Below are 18,695 nucleotides of genomic sequence, written 5' to 3' on the forward strand. Positions count from 1 at the left end.
GAGGCCGTATGGTGATAAATCCAAATATTAACACTCGAGAAAGGCTTGTGGTATTAGATGGGTTTAGCTTAAATCCCGGCGATTTATCTTGGCAACCACTTGCAGCACTGTGTGATTTGAGCGTCTATGAACGCAGTAGCACGGATGATCTGCTGAGACGTTGCCAAGGTGCAAGCATGTTATTGACCAACAAGACGCCAATTAATGCCGCATTGATGGCGATGCTGCCTGAGCTTAAATATATCGGTATTTTAGCCACAGGCACTAATGTTGTTGATCTTGAGGCGGCGAGATTAAAGGGCATAGTGGTGACGAATGTCCCAGCCTATGGTCCAGACGCCGTTGCGCAAATGGTGTTTGCGCATATTTTGCATCACAGTCAGCAAGTGGCCTTACATCATCAAGCTGTGAAAGCGGGCCTGTGGTGTCAATCTGAGGATTTTTGCTTTAGCTTAACTCAGCTTGGTTCGTTAAAAGGCAAGCATTTAGGGTTAGTGGGTTTTGGTAATATAGCTGAAAAAGTGGCCAAGATTGCATTGGCCTTTGAGATGAAAGTATCGGTCAATCGACAAGATAAAACTAAGCCATTGCCTGACAAGCTAAATTATTTGAGCTTAGAGGCGCTGTTGTCAGCGGCGGATATTATTTCACTGCATTGCCCATTAACACCTGTGACTCATCATCTTATTAATCCGCAACGGCTTAAACTAATTAAACCCAATGCGCTGCTAATCAATACCGCCAGAGGCGACTTAATCGATGAGTCAGCTCTTGCCAGCGCGCTCAATGGCGGGCGTTTATTCGCCGGTGTCGATGTATTAAGCACTGAGCCACCTAAGGTAGACAATCCCTTACTCCGAGCCAGTAATATCAGTATCACGCCCCATATTGGTTGGGCTACATTTGAAGCTAGGCAAAACCTACTCAATATTGCCATTGATAATGTCGCTGGTTTTTTACAGGCTAAGATACGTAATAGGGTGAGTTAGCGGCACTATTTATCGTTCGATAAATAACCATTTATGAACATGAAAAATAAAGCTATGCTTAAGGTTAACTTTTGAGCAATAAGGGCCTGTTTTCATGGAGCAGTTAAGCTTTTTCACTCTACCTAGCCCGTGTTTGGGGATCTGTCAGACAGATCCTCGTGGCTATTGTTTGGGCTGTATGCGTAGTCGTGATGAAAGGTTTAATTGGCTTAATTTTAATGATGCGCAAAAGCAAGAGGTGAATCGATTGTGCTTACAACGTAAAAAACGTCGTCAATATGCTATTTTTGTTGAAAAAAGGCAGGCTATTCAGGCTTCAATGGCTGAGTCTCAGGCGCTGTTAAATCCAGAATTTGATTTTGAACCAGCGAATAAAACGTCTGAGCCCAATGAGCCACTATAAGCATTAATTGAACTTGCATGCTTATAATGACAAAGATACCAGTTACTAAATACTTGAGGCTCGTGAGCCATCAGGTGAGCTTATAATGCTGGCGTAGGGTTCTCTGAAGGAAGCAGTCGCTGGTAACCCATTTCATTGAGTTGATCGTTAATACAATCAAATACAAAACTCGCATTTTCCATGTCTTCAATCTTTTCTTCAGCTGCAATTTGGTGACACGCATCACGCAATGAACTTAATACTTCATTTGGGGCTTGTGGTGTTTGATTCTCGTTTGCTGAAGCTGCAAAGCTAAGTGTGAATAATAAGCTTGTCAGTATTTTAATAGTGCGCATTTTAGGTTCCTTCTAGTGAGAACTTCATACATTATTGATTAAAAACTGCCTGTGTCAGGTAGGTTTTTAAGGTTTTCCGCTTGCTTGGTCAGGATAAAAGCTATCGCTTCTTGATCAAGGCAACGCTTAGAAATATAGCTTTTTCCGTTTTTTACCGCAATTAAAAAGCCATGTTCTGTGTCACTAATATTATTAATATTGCTCCATTCTATGCTGTGGTTAACATAATCTGAACGGGTGTGAATACCTTTGTCATTGATGATTAAAGTGACTTGATTACCGGCCGCTTTACTCATCATTTGACGCATCAAGTACCAGGCTTTGTGATATTTAACCTGCAGGGCTTCAATAATGCCAAGACCGATAAAAAAGTACACTAGATAACGGTTGATGTCGGTAAATATCAAGGTAATACCAAATAGCAGGAATACTGCCGCTTTTATATAGGCTTTAGGGCTGGTCTTTGCCGGCATAGATTCACAATAACATTCGTCGTAGTGAGATTTATCAAGGGTGAACTCGGTCGAATAATGAAAGCTGGTGTCCATGAATACCTTAACTGAATGATGTTTGTGGGTGAACTTGACGTTATGGCGCCGATTATACTTGGGATGTAATAAAACTCACCAATAAACTCTTTAGTTTCTCTTGCTCATTTGGACTAAGTTCATGACCTTCAAGATTTGAAAGTAGAAATACATTATCGGCTCGCTCACCCACAGTATTGATGGACGCCGCATGAATATTCAGTCCTAAGCTTCTAAAGGCTTGAGATATTTGCTCCATAAATTCACTGGTTTCTAAAGCTGAAATATGCAATAAACTGCGATTATTGTGCTTGGTGTGTAAAAACTCGATATTGGGTTTGCTGCTAAAGGTTTGGTTGTGCCTTGGGGTGCGTTTTTTGGGGATGCTGGCGCCTTGATCTAGCACTTGCAACAGCTTTTGGGTGATTTGGTTACGCCTTTGGGGGCTTGCTATGGGCTTCTCATCAAAATCCAATACTTTAAATGATTCCACCACAGAGCCATCTTTGGTTTTTGATATTTGGGCTTGCTTAACTGAGATCCTCAGTGCTGCTAAGGTATTAAATAGCTTAACAAATAATCCTGGTCTGTCTTGAGTATAAACAAACACATCTGTGCTGGCTTTAAGCTGTGCATCTTCAATTAAAATCAAGGTGCCGGCTGGTTCGTTGTTTTGAATCGCCGCCAATTCGTGCTGGTGTATGGCTAAGGTATAGCGGGCGATATCATCGGCTTCTGTGTTGCTGAAGAATGATAATGGCAAACGTTTCCACAAGGCTTGCACCGTTTCTAAAGACATATCTTTAATGAGTAATCCCAGGGCCTCCTGTTTTTGCTCTCTAATTTGGCTTCTTAGTTGCAGCACATTTTGAAAACCGTTTTGCAATGCTTTACGGGTCGCGAAATAGAGATCTTTAAGTAAACTTGCCTTCCAATCGTTCCATAAATCATCATTAGTGGCTTGAATATCAGCGACGGTCAGGCAGTAAAGTGCATCGAGACGGGTTTGAGTACCGACGGTTTTGGCAAAGGTATTGACCACTTCAAGGTCGTAAATATCCATACGCTGGGAGGTAATAGACATCAATAGATGATGCTCAACCAGCCAAGTGATTAAGTGCTGCTGTGATTTTTTAAGATCATGGAACTTAGCAAATTGGGCTGCATCTACCGCGCCAAGCTCACTGTGATCACCGCCACGGCCTTTGGCTAAATCATGAAATAATGCCGCAAACAATAGCGATTCTTTCACTGACATTTTTTGAAAAATATCGCTGGCTAACCGGTTACTTCCATCCAAGTTTCCCTGTCTAAACTGATGAATTTTTTTCAGTAATTTATGAGTGTGCTCATCAACGGTATAGGCGTGAAATAAATCAAATTGCATCTGACCTACGACTTCGCGCCATTGGGGGAGGTAGGAGGCTAAAATCCCATGTTCATGCATTAAACTAATCGCCAACCCCATACCTTGAGGATGCTTGAAAATACGTAGAAATTTTTCTCTACAGGCATGAAAATCTTGTAAATCCCCCATCAAACGACGCCTAACTTGGCGCAGCAAGCGTAAGGTCTCAGGGGTAATGCCGACAATGTCTTTATGGTGAATGGCCACCAGTTCAAATAGCACCATAATCTGAGTGCGATCGATAAACACATCTTCATGAACCGCATGTATATGCTTATCTAAAATCTCAAATTGCGGGTTGAGTATTATTTGCTGGTGTTGCGCCTGAGGGCTGATTTCACGGGCGAAATAGGCCAATAACATTTGGTTTAATTCTTTAATGCGCTTCATGGCTCTGAATAGTTGGCGCATCATTTTTTCTATAATGATATTACCGCTGTCACCAAAGCCCATTAAACGGGCAACATCGGCTTGATACTGAAGTAGCAGCCTATTTTCATTACGTTTTGCCGCTTGATGTAGGGCAAATCTTACCCGCCAGAGAAAGTTCTGACACTCGAGCAATTCGGCATATTCATCATTAGTAAAAAAGTTAAACTTTCGCAGCTGCTGCATATCGGCAACGGCAAAATGCTTGCGGGCAACCCAAGTCAGGGTTTGGATGTCACGCATGCCGCCAGGGCTGGTTTTAAGATTGGGCTCTATGCTGTACGCCGTGCCTTGGGCTTTAGCGTGACGCTGTTGTTGTTCAGCAAGTTTGGCATTGAAAAAAGCTTCACTGTGCCACAAATCTTGACTGTATAGGGCGGCTAAGACTCGTTGTTCATGATGTCCAGCACCTGCTAGATGGCGTATTTCAAGTAAGCTTGTGGCCGTAGTGACATCTTCTTTACAGGCAATATAGGTATCATCAAGGCTTCTTACCCCATGGCCCAGTTCAATGCCTAGATCCCAAAGCTGGGTTAAAAACTGGCTGATTTTTTCAGATTCAACTAAGTCTAGGGGCTTATCATGCACCAGACAAATATCGATATCAGAATAGGGGTGTAAGGTTTGGCGGCCATAACCGCCAACGGCATTTAGGGAAATGGTCTCATTACACAGGGATAAGTTGTTCCACAGTACACATAATAAGGTATCGAAAAACTGCGCGCGGTATTTAAGGCTGTCATTGATATCGAAATGGCTGACATTTTGTTCAAGATAGTTATCCATCTCAGTAATGGCTTGCTTGAATTGAGCAATGCTCATGTAGGGATTGAGCTCACTTCCTGCGCTATGGGCTAACATGGGGATCCTTATATGGCTTATCTATGAAAAAGATAAGTGTTTTAGAGTAAGGCATTTACTCTGTGAACTCAAATTACACATAATAGCTTATTATTTTATTTCAATAAGATGTTAACGATATGGCGTCAAAGCGTGCTCGACTCGATCAATTCCTTGCCACTAAACTGCAAGTTCCCCGAAAATCAGTGCGTTTTATGTTACTTGAAGGGCGTGTAAGCGTTAATGGCGTCAAGGTTAGTGCCATGGATATGCAGATAGATGAATTCAGTCGTATTGAATGTGATGGGCTGACATTGCAGCATAATGAAAAGTGCTACTTAATGCTTAATAAGCCCGTGGGCGTGGTGAGTGCCACTAAAGATGATATTCATAAAACGGCAGTGGACTTACTCCACGGCATAGCGCTTGAGATGCTGCACATTGCAGGTAGATTGGATTTAAACTCCAGTGGCTTATTGCTGATTACCAATGATGCACGCTGGTCACAAGCTTTGATGTCACCGAATAATAAAGTGACCAAAAAATACTTAGTGAGCTTAGCAAACCCCATCGATGAGTCTTACATCAAGGGGTTTGCTGAGGGCATGTATTTCGATTATGAAGGCATGACCACTCAGGCTGCAGGACTTGAAATATTGTCATCGCATCAGGCGAGAGTCAGCCTTAATGAAGGCAAATATCATCAGATAAAGCGCATGTTTGGCCGCTTTCGAAATCCGGTTATTGGCTTGCACAGAGAGGCTATTGGTGAGTTATTGCTGGATGAGGCGCTAGCGCCAGGTGAGTTTCGTCACCTGACGCCGGCAGAGGTCGCACTTTTTTAAGCACGTTTGTGTTGCTAAGCCGATTTACCTTGGGCTGCGACGTCTTGGCGCTGAAGCCCTAATAACCACTTACCATAGATAAAAATACCCACAGCTGAAATAATGCCAATGGCGCCAATGATGTACCAGGCCATGCCAATATTGTGAGCATTATAGAGTAGGTGAGTCACTTCTTGTGCCTGCATGCCGGTATATTCAACCAGTCGGGTAAAAGCCTCTCCTTGGGGAATGGCATCAACATCTGTTTGGCTCATGCCGCGAGCGAGTAGATCTTCCCGTGAAAACACTTCTTTCGAGGCATAGATTTGATAAAGCTTAGGGGCAAAATAGCCTTCTAAGGTCCAGCCTATGCCTTGGGGCAGCATCACAAAACCTAAATACATGGCTTTCTTGCCCTCTGGGGCAATATTACCCATAAACTCATTCTTTTTCGGGCTTATCATCATTTCGCCAACCGAGAACATCGCAATGGCCAGCACTATCATCCAAGCGGCGTTAAAAAAGCCAACTAACATGATGGCAGCAATGCTTAATAAGCAGCCAACGAACATCGCTGTGGTAATCCGATACTTAGCCGTGAAAGCCGCGACCAAGAAGCAAGTGGTCATGATCATCCCTGCATTGAGGTTAAGCATGCCTTCTGGCATCACCTTAGTACCTTCATTATTTAACCCCAGCCAGAACTGCAAAATGCCGTTACTTGTGCCTTCAGGGCCAAATAGTGAGGTCACTATTATGCTGGTATCGACCCATTCAGAGATATGAATGGGCAATACATCAAACAGTGAATTGTATAAAAACCAAAAGCCTGCAAACACCAGCATGTAGTAAATGACCACAGGTTTTTTAAGCTCACGTAGGGCATCTTTCCAGAGGGCTTCTTGGTTTATTTCACCGGTTTTCACTTTGCGGGCGCGCTCAAGTCGCTCTGCTTTACCTGGCTCTTTATAGGCCAATAAGAATAGGAAATTCATGGAGATAATTGCAGCACAAGCATAGAACACATTGTCCCAAGAAAGCTGACGCATATGCACAGCAACCAAAGGACCAAGGAAGCCGCCAATATTCACCACTTGATAGAAAATCCCCCAAGCCATGGAGGTATTTTCGCGCTTAGTAGAAAGCACTAAGGTGCCCTGAATGCCGGGCTTAAACACCCCAGTGCCAGCGGCCAGTAACATAGCACCGATGAGGAAACCCCAAAAATCAGGCATTAACGCCATGACTAGGTAGCCACAGATTTTAATAATGGTAGAGACAAAAATGGTCTCTTTGTAACCTACGCGATCTGAAATACCGCCAGTTATCACAGGAATAAAGGTTTGCATTAGCGCCCACACCGCAAGAATGACGCCGTAGTCATGAAGGTTTATCCCTAAGCCACCTTCTGATACTGGGGATTTTGCATACAGGCCTGCACTGGCTTTAACGCCGTAATAGGCGATTCGCTCAACCAGTTCCATGCCGCCAACTAGCCAAAAAATGTAACCTAGGCTGGTTATTGAGGCCCACATCCCTAGTTGTTTTACTTCGCTTAAATCATTGCCACTTGGGCTTGTCCCGGCCATATCTTCGCCTCTGTTTGTTATTATTTTTATGAAAATAGAAATCAATGGCACACTTTACCTAAGTCGCCTGAAAATACCAAAAAAAATGCCGACAGCAGTCGGCATTTTTTTAAGTGAGCCCTTATTTATTAGGGCTGAAAGAGTTGCTATCACTAAGCGCCACAGCATTTTTTATATTTTGCACCGCTGCCACATTGGCAAGCTTCATTGCGATTAGGCTTAGCATCGAAGCTAACGCTTTTTGGTTTATTGATGATCCCCATCAACTGCACTATGTCTTCAGCTTTATCAGTATCAAGAGTGACAGAGGCTATCAATTGGCGCTCGGCCAATAAGGCATTCACTTCATCTAAGCGCGTTTGAGTTTGAACGCTAAGCACTAAAGGGTGCTCTTTGGTGCCTAATTTGGCTGAGCGTTTAGTGTTATAGCCACTTTCGCCATAGGCGGGCTTAGGCGTTTTACGGCCTTTAAAAAAGAATTTATCAGACATTGAGTCGAACCTAAATAACAGGGGGAAGATATTGGCGACAGCTTATACTACAAAATAGCCTTTTTGAGCAAATTTTGTTTATTTTTTTAGTTATACCAATCGTATTACAAATAGTTGACCTCTATGGTGTAACTTATCTGTTGCTGGCCCTCATTGGCGGCGGCATTAATATCCAATCGGCCACCAATCGCGACTGCTAACGGGCCTTGTTCTAATGAAAATGTTTGACTCTGGCTGCCATTAGGCAGTAACGGCGTGAAGGTAAACTCACTATTGCTCACTGATTGCAGCATGATTTTGATTTGAGTCTGCGGAGCGCCGGAAAAATAAAATTTAGCGAGTTGGCTTTCTGAATTTACGCAGCCATTGCCTTGACGTTGATTGGCGTCTAATTGGCAATAGAGGCTGACTTGATTGGTTACCTTACCTAAATCGAGTTGTTGATTTTCTTCAATCCCAAGAGGGCTTACTAAAGTGAAATGGGCTTGAGCAACTGCAGTTGCGAGTATAAATACATTCAAGCTAAGTTCCCAAACCAGAGGCTAGTGGCGTGAGTATAGCGTTAGAAATGAAACTGAGCTGTCCATTGGAGCATATTTTTACAAAAATAGGCTATTTGCTTAATTTGTCATCGCTATAAGTGTTATAGCAGCAGTTAATTATAGTTGTAGCGGCGCTAGGGTGAAGAAATCTCCAGGCTTTAAGGTGACAGTTTGGGTTATGGTACTAGAAGGTGCCCTTGGACTAATGGCGAGTTCATACTCCCCGGGCATTAAGCGCTCGAAAATAAAGATACCATCATACTCCACTCGGGCGCTGTGGCTTTCTTTGCTGGCTTTATGGGTTAAGGTTACTAGAGTGCCTTTGGCTGGGGTGTCATTATCAAAATAAGCTTCTCCTTCAAGCTCTGCAGTAAATAGCACAGGGTAATAAATTTCTTGCACGTTGCCTGGATGCACTTCGATGGAAAGGGCGCGATCCCTAGGCACTAAGAAGGGATCGGGCAAGCTGTTGTCATTGAGTACCAGTTTGTGAGGGCGACTGGTTTGCAAATGAGTCAGCAGTAACTCACCATTATCATCAGTGTTGTTACTGGCATCTCTGTGGCCAGAAAAGGTGAGTCCAGCGATCCCCACTTCATCAGGGTTACGAATACCATCATTATTGTCATCCTGGAAGGCGATGATCTTGATGCTGCCAGTATTAAGGTAGCTAATCCTGTCTGCATGCCATTGGTTCTCGTCAGGCATATACAGCAGTGAACTGCTCCATTTAAGCTGGGCACTCCAATCTCCACTGGAATTATTTTCTAATGCAAGACGTACCGCCCCTTCATCGAGGAAATATGACAAGGTATTGCGCATGGCATAGGGCGCGGGGACTTGGGGTTGATAAATTAATTCAAACTGGTAATTTACTGCATCATTAATTGCTTTGCTGGCGTTGATAACCCACTGATTTAATTTTAGCTCTGGAGAAAGGCCTACATCGATATAGTTTCTTAAGTACCAATCATCCATTCGCCCTGACAGAGAGAGTCGATTGGACCAGTGTTTAGTTTCTGCTGACACCCAATAGCTTAAGGTATTACTTAATGAAAATTGCTGATACTGACCTGAAAGTGTTGCGCTTAATTGACTAGAATCAGAGCCCAATAGTTGTTCGCGCCACAGGCCCGCCAGTGACCAGCTCAAATGACTATTGCTTATGTTACCGCTGACATTAAGCCCAGCGGCCTGCTTAAGGTGCCCATTTGGATTATCCCAACTGATAAAACCATCGAAGCTGTCCCACTGTGCTTGCCAATCTAACAGTTTACCACTGCCTTGGACGACAAGGCTTGCAGCGCTGCCGCTGTCATTGTGGGCGAGATTTGCTTGCAACACGCTGGCATCCCCCACTAAGCTCACACTGAGCTTTGGGGTCATCAGCCAATCATCTGTGGCGACCTCTTGCTGCACTAATGCAAGGGCCGTGGTGATGTTATCTGACACGGCCCAGTTAGCGCTGGCGTAAAATTGTTTAAGCTGGTCTTGTTCCCGCTGCATCATGCCCATATCGACCCCAAAGCTACCTGCTTCCATGACACTTGGGTCTAATAATTTGCTGAATGACTCGATCCTATTTTCACCATTAGGGCCAAAAAATCGCAGTTGGTATTGGTTTAGGCCAATAAAGTAGGGCACTTCTTCAAAGCGATAACGACCATCACTGCCAACCCGCTGCACCGAGATTAAGCTATTGTTGCGGTAAAGCTCCACATCCCAGTCAGGCTCATTTTCCCCTTCAACGACTATGTGCCTGAAATCGGTATCGAAGTTATCACCAGCACTTACCACTAGACCTTGGCCAAAGCTACCGTTATTCACCAGTGCTAGGTTATGACTATTTACACTACCTAAGCGGTAGTGTTTTACCCAACTGTCTTGCAGATTTTTTTCTATATAGGCATTAAGATTGCTGCCTTGTTCTGACCAGGAATACCCTAGGTAACTGCTGTGACCGAGGATATCGGCGCGGCTTTGAATAAAGCCGTCCGGGTTTTGCTTAGTCTCACCCTTAACAGACTGGCTACGTGCCCCTATGTCTATGTGCAGCGCAACATCGCCAATTTGGGCGTAGCGGTTTTTAACGGTTCTGCTCTGAAGCTTGCCATGCTTTTTTTGATCCTTGAATAATTGATAGCGCTGCTGTCTTGCCAATAACTGGCTCAATGGAATGTTGAGCTGCTCCTTAAGCTCAAAGCGTTGGCGTGCAGTATCGAAGTTAACTTTCAGGCCAAACATTTGTTCGATAATGGCTTGATCGACATAAAGATCCCAATCATCAAAAAAGACTGTGGTCGCGTCAGCATTACAATCATGATTATGACTTAAGTATTGCATTAAATTCTGACTCAATGTTATGGCGTTTTTAGGGGCAAGAAACCAACCGGTAGCACTTAAGTCATCCATTTCAACCTGTAGCGGTAGCATCAATTGTTCGGCTAGAAATTGTAGCGGTAAATAGATGTTTGTTCCCTGCTGGTAGGCGAACATATCTTCGGATAACATCGTCTTGCCATAATTGAGTTGAGTGACAATAAAGTGCTCTTCTTGGCCTTGTTCAGTGACATAAATACGATTAACGGGCCGCTGGCATTGAGGTAATTCTGACTCACTTTTACCGGTATTTTCGAGTGACGCTGTGCTCGCTGCGGCTTTTGAAAATGCAGCCGAAGATTGTCTTAAAAGTGCTGTCGACGGCGCCGGTGAAATATGGGGTTCCATAGCAGCATTTAGCTGAAGATTAGCCTTTGAAGCTAAGGCTGTGGCGCCGCTCATGGCATCGACGCTGCTAACTTGAGTTAACACTTGAGCTACCACAGAGGATTGATTGCTTACCTGTGAATTCGATGGCTTTGTTACTGTTTTAATTGTCCTTTGTGTTACTGCAGCCTTAGCTTGCGCTTTAGCGTTGCTACTGAAATCAAGCTTGGGCTTAGGGCCGAGTTTGATGTTCAGCGGCTTAGGAACAACTGATATTTTCTTTGGATGATGAGTTAAAGCAGCATTGGCCCTTACCACTGTTTTTGCGGCTTGCTTGTCTTTATGTTGCAAAGCCAATTTATAGCCTAAATTAAAATCATCGATAGCAAGTGCGGGGACAGCGGCTTCCCAAAGTAGCAGTAGCATGGCCGTATAAAGACCATGCTTGAGTGTTCGCTTAAATGAGAATTGACTCATGTTACACAGTAAAACTCACGGGTTTAGAAGCGCAAGCGGGTTTCAATACGTTGATGCTCAAAAAGCTTATCGCTTTCGGTGAAGCGGATAATAAGTTCACTACCTGGGGATAGCGTTTCACTTAAAGGCACCGAATAAGACTTTTCATTGAGTTCGCTATATACGGCGGCATTCTTAAGTGAACCCAATACTTGATTGTTCACCGGATTAATCACTTCTAAATCGCCATAACTGCTGCGTGCACCTTGTCTGTGCAAGCTGACTTGCAAACTTTGCTGGCCTTGAGACAGCTCAAGCTTACCTGTGTTTAAACTGATATCAGCCTTGAGATCTCCTACACGCAAAAAAATAGGCACAGCAATTTTCATATAAGCTGAAATTGTTAAGCTTAGTGATTGGCCATCCTTGCTGGTGTTATTGTTCTGAACTTTGGGCGCCAAAGGAATTTGGTGAAACACTATGTAACTGCGGTACTCACCTTCAGGCAGTGTTTTCGGCGTTCTTAAGGCTAGGCGAACGCGACCACCTTGCTCTGGCTCTAAGGTTAACCTTCTGGGAGAGTAGCGTAGATATTTAGCGATGGAAGTGGCTTGCATCTGTGAAATTAGCGCTTCATCAATAGCCCTATTGGCTTTAGCTATGCCGTCATCTTTACTTAAAGTGACAAAATCACCACTAGGGAGCATGCGCTTCTCTTCGAAATAGATTTCATAGCGTGAAGTCTTGGTGCCCTTGTTAACTAAGGAGAAAACCGCGCTCTTGGCGCGTTTTTCATCGAGCTCTACTCTTGTAGGCGTGACGAGTAGGTTTGCTTGTAATGAGTCTGAAAAAGCACAACCAAGGAGTAGGGCTGCGGTGCCAAAGAGTAAATGTTTGTTCATAAGATTTGCCCAGCTAATGAGGGATGAATTTATCATCGATTTTTGTGATAGTTAGCTACATCGAGCTTAGTGCTGATAACGCAAAAAGCCCCTAAAAGGGGCTTTGTTGTTTAATTTTAAATAATCAAACTAAAACAGTCGCTTATTAATAAACTACCGATAGTGTGTAGTTTAGTGTTTGTGCGCCAGTTGCAGCTGTTGCTGCAACAACTGCGACATCGCCTGCAACTTTAACGTTGGCAGTGTTAAGCGCTACTGTGGTTGTAGCAGCATCAAGTTTGGGCGTGAATGTAACACCTGTAACACTGGTATCAGGTGCTGATACAGAAAGGTTCACAGTGCCGTTTGCTGCAGCGATAGTGAAAGAACCGGCTGCAGGAGTTGTACCGCCAGCAACACAGTTTGCCCCAGTAGTTGCACCTGCAGTATCAACCGAGCAGATACCATCAGCAAGAATGCTCACATCGCCCAGCTCCATATCAGCAATGCTAGTTACTGTGATTGGCGCTACTAAGTTGAACTTTGCAGTTCCTGTGCCATCAGCGGCATTAGCTTGTGAAACCATTAAAAAACTTGATGCGATAAGTGTAGAAAGTAGTAGTTTGTTAGTCATTTTGAGTCTCAGAGTGAAATTTTGCTATTATAAGTAATGCATGCTTTTTGCATGCTTAATATTTCAATGCAAACAAGAGATTAAGCTTGGGTGCTCAGTCAATTTACCAAAATTACATTATTTTGCAACAATTTGGTTTCATTTTAATTGGGGTTGATTGTTTTTTATTTGGAATAATTGTGGTGTTGCTGATAGCTATTTGGTGAAAATGTCTATTGATAGCAGTAGGTTCATCTGTTTTTATTATTAAGTAATGTTGTTTTTAAAGTTTCATTTTTTAAAATAAAGGTGTGCCTTTTATGCTTAAACATGATTATTTTGAAATGCCTTATTGTTTTTTAGTGTATTTGTTCTAGATTGATACTTTGGTTAATTATCATACATAAGTGTTGGTGTTGATTTAACTCGTTGTTTTTTTGATTACCTTTACGAACCTTTTCTTCTATTGAGTACCTTTCTTTTGCGGTGTAAACCTTTGATTTTGAGGTCTTTGCCTCTATGCTGCTTTTGCTAGTGAAAATTTATTTATGCATAACAATATCGATTTTTTTAATTTTTAATCTTATTAATAAATATAATTTCCGATTTTAAGTAGTTTGCCTCTGTTTAGCTTGTTAGGGCGACTCTAACAATTAGAGTAAGGAGTGTTGTTAGCTTCAAATTTTTGGTGGATTAAGAAAGAATTTTAGGTTGACATATACAATGATGTAGGGGATGAGATTAAATATTATTATATTTCAATCTGCTTTTTTTTTGATGTTTTTTTAAACGGCAGTGTGTTTTTTTAGTCATTGATAGCTGTGATTGTTCGTGAGATGATTCTTGTATAGTGTTTTTTATATGGTATTTGTGATTTATTTTCTTCAAGTTTGCTTTTTTTATGCTATTTGAATTTAAGGTGTTGGTTGTAATGGTTTTATTTTTTTATTTTTTAAGTTAGTGGGTGGGCAGCATGTTGCTTAAGAACTGTCGATGGATAACATTTGCTTGCTTGTTATTTACGGCGACTATTTTTGCAGAGGTGTCGATTACTGAAGTGCAGCCACTTAAGTTCCCCAGCGCCTTAATGCATTTTGACAAAAACACGATAGTGGAAGTGAACTGGAAAGGAAATATTGCCAATAGCACCAACACCACGCTACTAGATGCCGACTACTATCAAGGTCGATATTTAGTGACTTCAGACACCAGCTCCCTTATCAGCCTAGATGTGATCTCTTTGAGTAATGAATCCTTTGTTGATTTGAAGCGTATTAGAATAAGGTACAAAAATAAAACTTATAACTCCTTTCCTGTTTCAGGCTTAGCTAACCCAGGTATTAAGGGGGAGTTCATCGAAGTTGGTGCCAAGTTGGTTGCCAAAAAGAAAACGGCTCAAGGAGTTAAATACCCCCAATATCTATTGACAATTCAAGAGCAATAGTAAGTTGTACTGATGTCTTTTTAGCGCAGCAAAAAAACAATCGTCTATACTTTTTACATTATAAAAAAGGAAGGTGATGATATGTATAGAAACAAGCTCTTACTCTCAAGCTTAGCTGTCAGTATTGCATTAGCCTTTAGTGCTAATGCCAGTGCTGAAGATTCCGCACTCGCGCAGCTCAAAGCTGAACTGGTTAAGCTACAGCAAAAAGTTGCTGAATTAGAAGCGAAACAACTGCAAACCGATCAAGCTGTTGCCCAAAATACTCATACTGTCCATGTTTCAAATGACGCTGCCAGCACATCTAGTAACACATCTCATAACAAGAGAAGCCCTCAAGCCAGCCCACAAGCTGCCAATAGCCAAATCAAGGTTTACACTAGCCTTAGGCCAACCTATGGCTATTATGATGCCCAAAACGAAACTAGCTGGGATGTGGGGGATGCACTCTCACGGGTAGGTTTTAAAGCCAGTAATGAGTTTATGCCAGGCTGGCAAGTGCAGATGCATGGAGAGTGGAACGTTGAGGTTGCTAATAATGGCGATTTTGGTAAATCACGCTTAGCTTATGTGGCATTAGACAGCCCTTATGGTCGTTTGGCTATTGGTAAACAACGGCCACCGCAATACACTTTAGTTGCTGAGTATGTTGATATTTTTAACCACGCAGGCAGCCCGTTTGGCTATGATCCTGAAGGGCTATTTTTCGTTAATAACCTGGTGAGCTATGAGCTTGAATTTGGTGATTTCAAATGGATGATGGCATCACAATTTAATGGTGAAACCGGCGATAACGGCAGCGATATGTTTAACGCAGGCCTTGGCTATGACAAAGGTAATTTCCATGCTGCGGTGACGTATCTGACCGAACCGCAAATCATGAATTCGCTAACCCTTGGGGATGTGGATATAGGTGATAATGACACTTGGGCTGGGGTGGTGGCTTATACCTTTGACTCTGGTTTGTATGTGGCGGCGGCATATCACGACAAAACCTACGAGAGAGTGCTTATCCCTTCGGACAGAAGCGGCGATATGATCGATTTCTCGGTTGGTTTTCCATTATCTGATCATTACGGCGTAAAAGTGGGCTATTTTGCCTTTGATGATGGCGATAATTCAGCAGCAAGCCAAGCGTTCGATGGCTATAATGCGACCCTCGAGTGGTTGCCCGCTGACAATATTCGCTTTCATATCGAGTACCTCACCCGTAACTACGATCACTTAGGTGATTTTGATTCTGTGCTAATAGGCATGCGTTACGACTTTAGCCAAGAGTGGCTGTTCTAACATAAATGCCCTCGCGGTACATCAAAGTAACAAAGTCACCTTTATGGTGACTTTTTTATTCCTTAAGACTAAAGCGTTATTTTCTCTGGCATAGGTCTTGGCGCCATGTTATCAGGGACATTGCTCCCTGTGCTTATATATCACAGCCTAGTGTCTGCATGGCTTGGTATGGGCATTGTGGCATTGATAGCGACAATGTTGACTTGGAATGCATGGATTGCTTCTGATACTTGGCAAAAGAGCGAGAATTCAAGCTACAAAGGCGAAGCTTTATCTTTTAAAGATTTATCTAAGCCTCAAATGATGACGCTTGGGCTGATACTGTCGGCGTATACTTTTAACGCCATTGGTTATCTGCCTCACACACTCTTTTGGGTGGATTATATTGTCCGTGAACTTAAAATGTCGTTTGTGAGTGGTGGACTGTATTGGGCAACCTTTGGTATTGGCGCTATGATAGGCGCTATCTTAACTGGCCTCTTATCACATTCTGTTTGGGCTGAGCGCCAGTGCGCTTTTATTATCGGTACTGTGCATAGCACTTACCAGCCATAAACAAGTAGATATGACGCACCCTAGCCTTAGGGCGCTTTATTGATAATAAAAACCCCCTCAGTGAGCGAGGTAAAGCAGGCCTAGCTGCAAGTCTTAACACGTTAGAGAGTGAGTTGAGTTCAACACAACAAGCTGGATATTTACAGGCTAATCTTGCCAACCTGTACTTGCACGTGGCCATAGAATATGTGCAATTTCGTCATAGCGAAATTTTTAATCGGGCAGACACGACACGGATAGCGACGTTTATTGAGCAATCACCCTTTAAAGGGATTTTAAGTCGGGTCAGCTTAACAGTATTGTCGTCGAAGCCTGATTTTGCAGCACTTTGAACATTAAATTACTGAATCAAATCCGGATTCAACATCTAAGTGCTCATATCAGTTCTTTCATAAGCTCACAAGTAAGTCATCGTAATCCTTATCTTATTGGATAAATATTACAAATTAAGGTTGTTTAAATATCACTCAAATGTGTCTACTTGGTTATCGTGCAAGCATTTTGTTTGTACTAACTTGTCCTGTGCCTGTTGGCTTTCCAATCGGTGATGTATGTTTTGCTTCAAAATTTAATTTTGCTACTCATTTAAACAGCCAACCAATAAGTATCATTTGGTGCGGAGCATGGTAAGCAATGACAGCTTTCCAAAAAGATCAATTGCTTGAAGTCGACTCAGCGGTAAGGTGTTTGTTGGTGGTATAAACGGACTTTTAAGGATACCAAATGTTCAAATTAAATTACTTTGCCTTGCTTGCTGTCTCATTGCCTATCTTTGCGGCAAGTGCTGCTAGCCCATCAAAACTGCTTGTTACTGACAGCTCAAAAGCGGTTGAAAATCAATATATTGTAGTATTTAATTCAGCTGCGAAAGCTATGTCTAAAAACGCTTTCAAGGCGCAGCTTGCCGCCAATACCGACTCATTGGTAAACAAATATAATGTGACCATTAAACTGCGTTTCGATGATGTGCTTAATGGCGTAGTGGTAACCGCTGATAAGCAGCAGCTTGAGCAGCTTTTAAAAGATGACAATGTTCGCTATATTGAACAAGATCAATATTTTACACTCGATCCTGTTATGTCGACAACAGCGGTGCAAAACAATGCAACCTGGGGATTAGACAGAATTGATCAGCATGATTTGCCATTAGATAATACATATAATTATCAATATGATGGCAATAATGTGACTGCCTATGTTATTGATACGGGTATTCGTAATAGTCATCAAGAATTTGGTGGAAGGGCAAGCAGTGGCTATGACTTTGTTGATAATGACAATGATTCGAGCGATTGTAATGGCCATGGTACTCATGTGGCTGGCACTATAGGTGGTTCCACTTGGGGCGTTGCCAAAAACGTCAATCTTGTGGGTGTAAGAGTCTTAAACTGTAGTGGTTCAGGTACTTACTCAGGGGTTATAAGCGGTATCAATTGGGTTAAAAATAATGCGGCTCTGCCTGCTGTTGCGAATATGAGCTTGGGCGGCGGCGCGTCTCAAGCGGTAGATGATGCGGTTAATAACTTGGTCAGCTCTGGGATCACAACTGTGGTCGCTGCAGGAAACAGTAACGCTGATGCCTGTTCTTTCTCGCCTGCAAGGGCGGTTAAAGCAATCACAGTAGGCTCAACCACTAATACTGATGCACGTTCGAGTTTTTCAAATTATGGCAGTTGTTTGGATGTGTTTGCTCCAGGCTCTTCAATTACTTCAGCTTGGTACAACAGCGATAACGCCACTAATACCATTAGCGGTACATCCATGGCTGCGCCCCATGTTGCGGGTGTCGCGGCTCTGTACTTAAATGAAAATAATAGTCTAACGCCAGCGCAAATTGACTCGCTTATTAGCAGCAGAAGCACTAAAAATAAAGTCACTAATCCCAATGCAGGCTCGCCCAATGAGCTGCTGTATTCACTCAATGATGACAATGTTGCGCCTCAGGTGGAGTATCGTGCCCATGTTGCCTATATGGGTTGGCTACCTTGGGTTGATGACGGGGCTACCGCTGGGACTACGGGGCAAAGTCGCCGTATGGAAGCGAGCCAAATGAAATTAACTCATTCCACTATGCAGATTTGTTATAGCGCCCACGTAGCAGGTATTGGTTGGATGAATCCTGTGTGTAATGGCGCCGTGTCTGGCACCACAGGGCAGAGCCGTCAAATGGAAGCCACTAAAGTGTGGCTCAATAATGCCCCCGCTGGCTGTAACATTGAATACCGTGCCCACGTTGCAGGTAATGGATGGTTAGGCTGGGTACAAAATGGTGCTCAGGCAGGTACCACAGGCCAAAGCCGCCAAATGGAAGCGCTACAAGCTAAGTTAACGGGTAACTGTAACTAGAATTTTTGGTTCACTCGTTTTAAATTA

General features: G+C 42.9%; 17 protein-coding genes. 8 read left to right on the plus strand and 9 right to left on the minus strand.

Annotated elements, in window-relative coordinates; all coding sequences use genetic code 11:
- Positions 1-8 precede the first annotated feature (8 nt).
- Both H5073_RS04825 and H5073_RS04830 read left to right on the plus strand, forming a co-directional pair.
- Positions 9-989 (plus strand): D-2-hydroxyacid dehydrogenase, encoded by a 981-nt coding sequence (locus H5073_RS04825; RefSeq protein WP_182677514.1) that lies wholly within the window; start codon positions 9-11, stop codon positions 987-989.
- Between the two features lie 94 nt (positions 990-1,083).
- Positions 1,084-1,392 (plus strand): DUF1289 domain-containing protein, encoded by a 309-nt coding sequence (locus H5073_RS04830; protein ID WP_182677516.1) that lies wholly within the window; start codon positions 1,084-1,086, stop codon positions 1,390-1,392.
- Positions 1,393-1,472: 80 nt separating this feature from the next.
- On the opposite strand, the gene H5073_RS04835 is transcribed toward H5073_RS04830, so the two are convergent.
- The 3 genes from H5073_RS04835 to glnD are packed head-to-tail and all read right to left on the minus strand — an operon-like array spanning position 1,473 to position 4,952.
- Positions 1,473-1,727, minus strand: coding sequence for a hypothetical protein (locus H5073_RS04835; protein WP_182677518.1), 255 nt, complete (start codon positions 1,725-1,727; stop codon positions 1,473-1,475).
- A gap of 38 nt (positions 1,728-1,765) precedes the next feature.
- On the minus strand, positions 1,766-2,275 hold the full coding sequence (locus H5073_RS04840; RefSeq protein WP_182677520.1) for a YcxB family protein: 510 nt from the start codon (positions 2,273-2,275) through the stop codon (positions 1,766-1,768).
- A 52-nt stretch (positions 2,276-2,327) separates the two neighbouring features.
- Complete coding sequence (glnD, locus tag H5073_RS04845) at positions 2,328-4,952, minus strand: [protein-PII] uridylyltransferase (RefSeq protein WP_182677523.1); 2,625 nt, start codon at positions 4,950-4,952, stop codon at positions 2,328-2,330.
- A 119-nt stretch (positions 4,953-5,071) separates the two neighbouring features.
- Here glnD and H5073_RS04850 point away from each other — a divergent pair, with 119 nt between their 5' ends.
- Positions 5,072-5,776, plus strand: coding sequence for a pseudouridine synthase (locus H5073_RS04850; RefSeq protein ID WP_182677525.1), 705 nt, complete (start codon positions 5,072-5,074; stop codon positions 5,774-5,776).
- 14 nt (positions 5,777-5,790) lie between these two features.
- Here H5073_RS04850 and H5073_RS04855 read toward each other — a convergent pair whose 3' ends face one another.
- From H5073_RS04855 to H5073_RS04880, 6 genes are all read right to left on the minus strand, one after another.
- Positions 5,791-7,344: an MFS transporter gene (locus H5073_RS04855; protein WP_182677527.1), complete on the minus strand. Its 1,554-nt coding sequence runs from the start codon at positions 7,342-7,344 to the stop codon at positions 5,791-5,793.
- Between the two features lie 152 nt (positions 7,345-7,496).
- Positions 7,497-7,835: a PBPRA1643 family SWIM/SEC-C metal-binding motif protein gene (locus H5073_RS04860; RefSeq protein ID WP_182677529.1), complete on the minus strand. Its 339-nt coding sequence runs from the start codon at positions 7,833-7,835 to the stop codon at positions 7,497-7,499.
- Positions 7,836-7,939: 104 nt separating this feature from the next.
- Positions 7,940-8,356: a DUF4402 domain-containing protein gene (locus H5073_RS04865; RefSeq protein ID WP_182677531.1), complete on the minus strand. Its 417-nt coding sequence runs from the start codon at positions 8,354-8,356 to the stop codon at positions 7,940-7,942.
- Between the two features lie 138 nt (positions 8,357-8,494).
- Positions 8,495-11,560 (minus strand): carboxypeptidase-like regulatory domain-containing protein, encoded by a 3,066-nt coding sequence (locus tag H5073_RS04870; RefSeq protein WP_259394824.1) that lies wholly within the window; start codon positions 11,558-11,560, stop codon positions 8,495-8,497.
- A gap of 23 nt (positions 11,561-11,583) precedes the next feature.
- On the minus strand, positions 11,584-12,441 hold the full coding sequence (locus H5073_RS04875; protein WP_182677532.1) for a molecular chaperone: 858 nt from the start codon (positions 12,439-12,441) through the stop codon (positions 11,584-11,586).
- Between the two features lie 145 nt (positions 12,442-12,586).
- Positions 12,587-13,054 carry a hypothetical protein gene (locus H5073_RS04880; protein WP_182677534.1) on the minus strand — a complete coding sequence of 156 codons (468 nt, stop codon included), beginning with the start codon at positions 13,052-13,054 and terminating at the stop codon, positions 12,587-12,589.
- Between the two features lie 952 nt (positions 13,055-14,006).
- Here H5073_RS04880 and H5073_RS04885 point away from each other — a divergent pair.
- The 5 genes from H5073_RS04885 to H5073_RS04905 all read left to right on the plus strand — a co-directional run bounded on the left by H5073_RS04885 (position 14,007) and on the right by H5073_RS04905 (position 18,668).
- A complete protein-coding gene (locus tag H5073_RS04885) occupies positions 14,007-14,477 on the plus strand; it encodes a hypothetical protein (protein ID WP_182677536.1) in 471 nt (156 codons plus the stop codon).
- A gap of 81 nt (positions 14,478-14,558) precedes the next feature.
- Positions 14,559-15,767: a porin gene (locus tag H5073_RS04890; RefSeq protein ID WP_182677538.1), complete on the plus strand. Its 1,209-nt coding sequence runs from the start codon at positions 14,559-14,561 to the stop codon at positions 15,765-15,767.
- Between the two features lie 78 nt (positions 15,768-15,845).
- Positions 15,846-16,322: a YbfB/YjiJ family MFS transporter gene (locus tag H5073_RS04895; RefSeq protein ID WP_310734228.1), complete on the plus strand. Its 477-nt coding sequence runs from the start codon at positions 15,846-15,848 to the stop codon at positions 16,320-16,322.
- Between the two features lie 113 nt (positions 16,323-16,435).
- Positions 16,436-16,654 (plus strand): hypothetical protein, encoded by a 219-nt coding sequence (locus H5073_RS04900; RefSeq protein ID WP_182677542.1) that lies wholly within the window; start codon positions 16,436-16,438, stop codon positions 16,652-16,654.
- A gap of 391 nt (positions 16,655-17,045) precedes the next feature.
- Positions 17,046-18,668 carry a S8 family serine peptidase gene (locus tag H5073_RS04905; RefSeq protein ID WP_182677544.1) on the plus strand — a complete coding sequence of 541 codons (1,623 nt, stop codon included), beginning with the start codon at positions 17,046-17,048 and terminating at the stop codon, positions 18,666-18,668.
- Positions 18,669-18,695: the final 27 nt, after the last annotated feature.

This window comes from Shewanella sp. SR44-3 (assembly GCF_014163735.1).
In the GTDB taxonomy this organism is placed as follows: domain Bacteria; phylum Pseudomonadota; class Gammaproteobacteria; order Enterobacterales; family Shewanellaceae; genus Shewanella.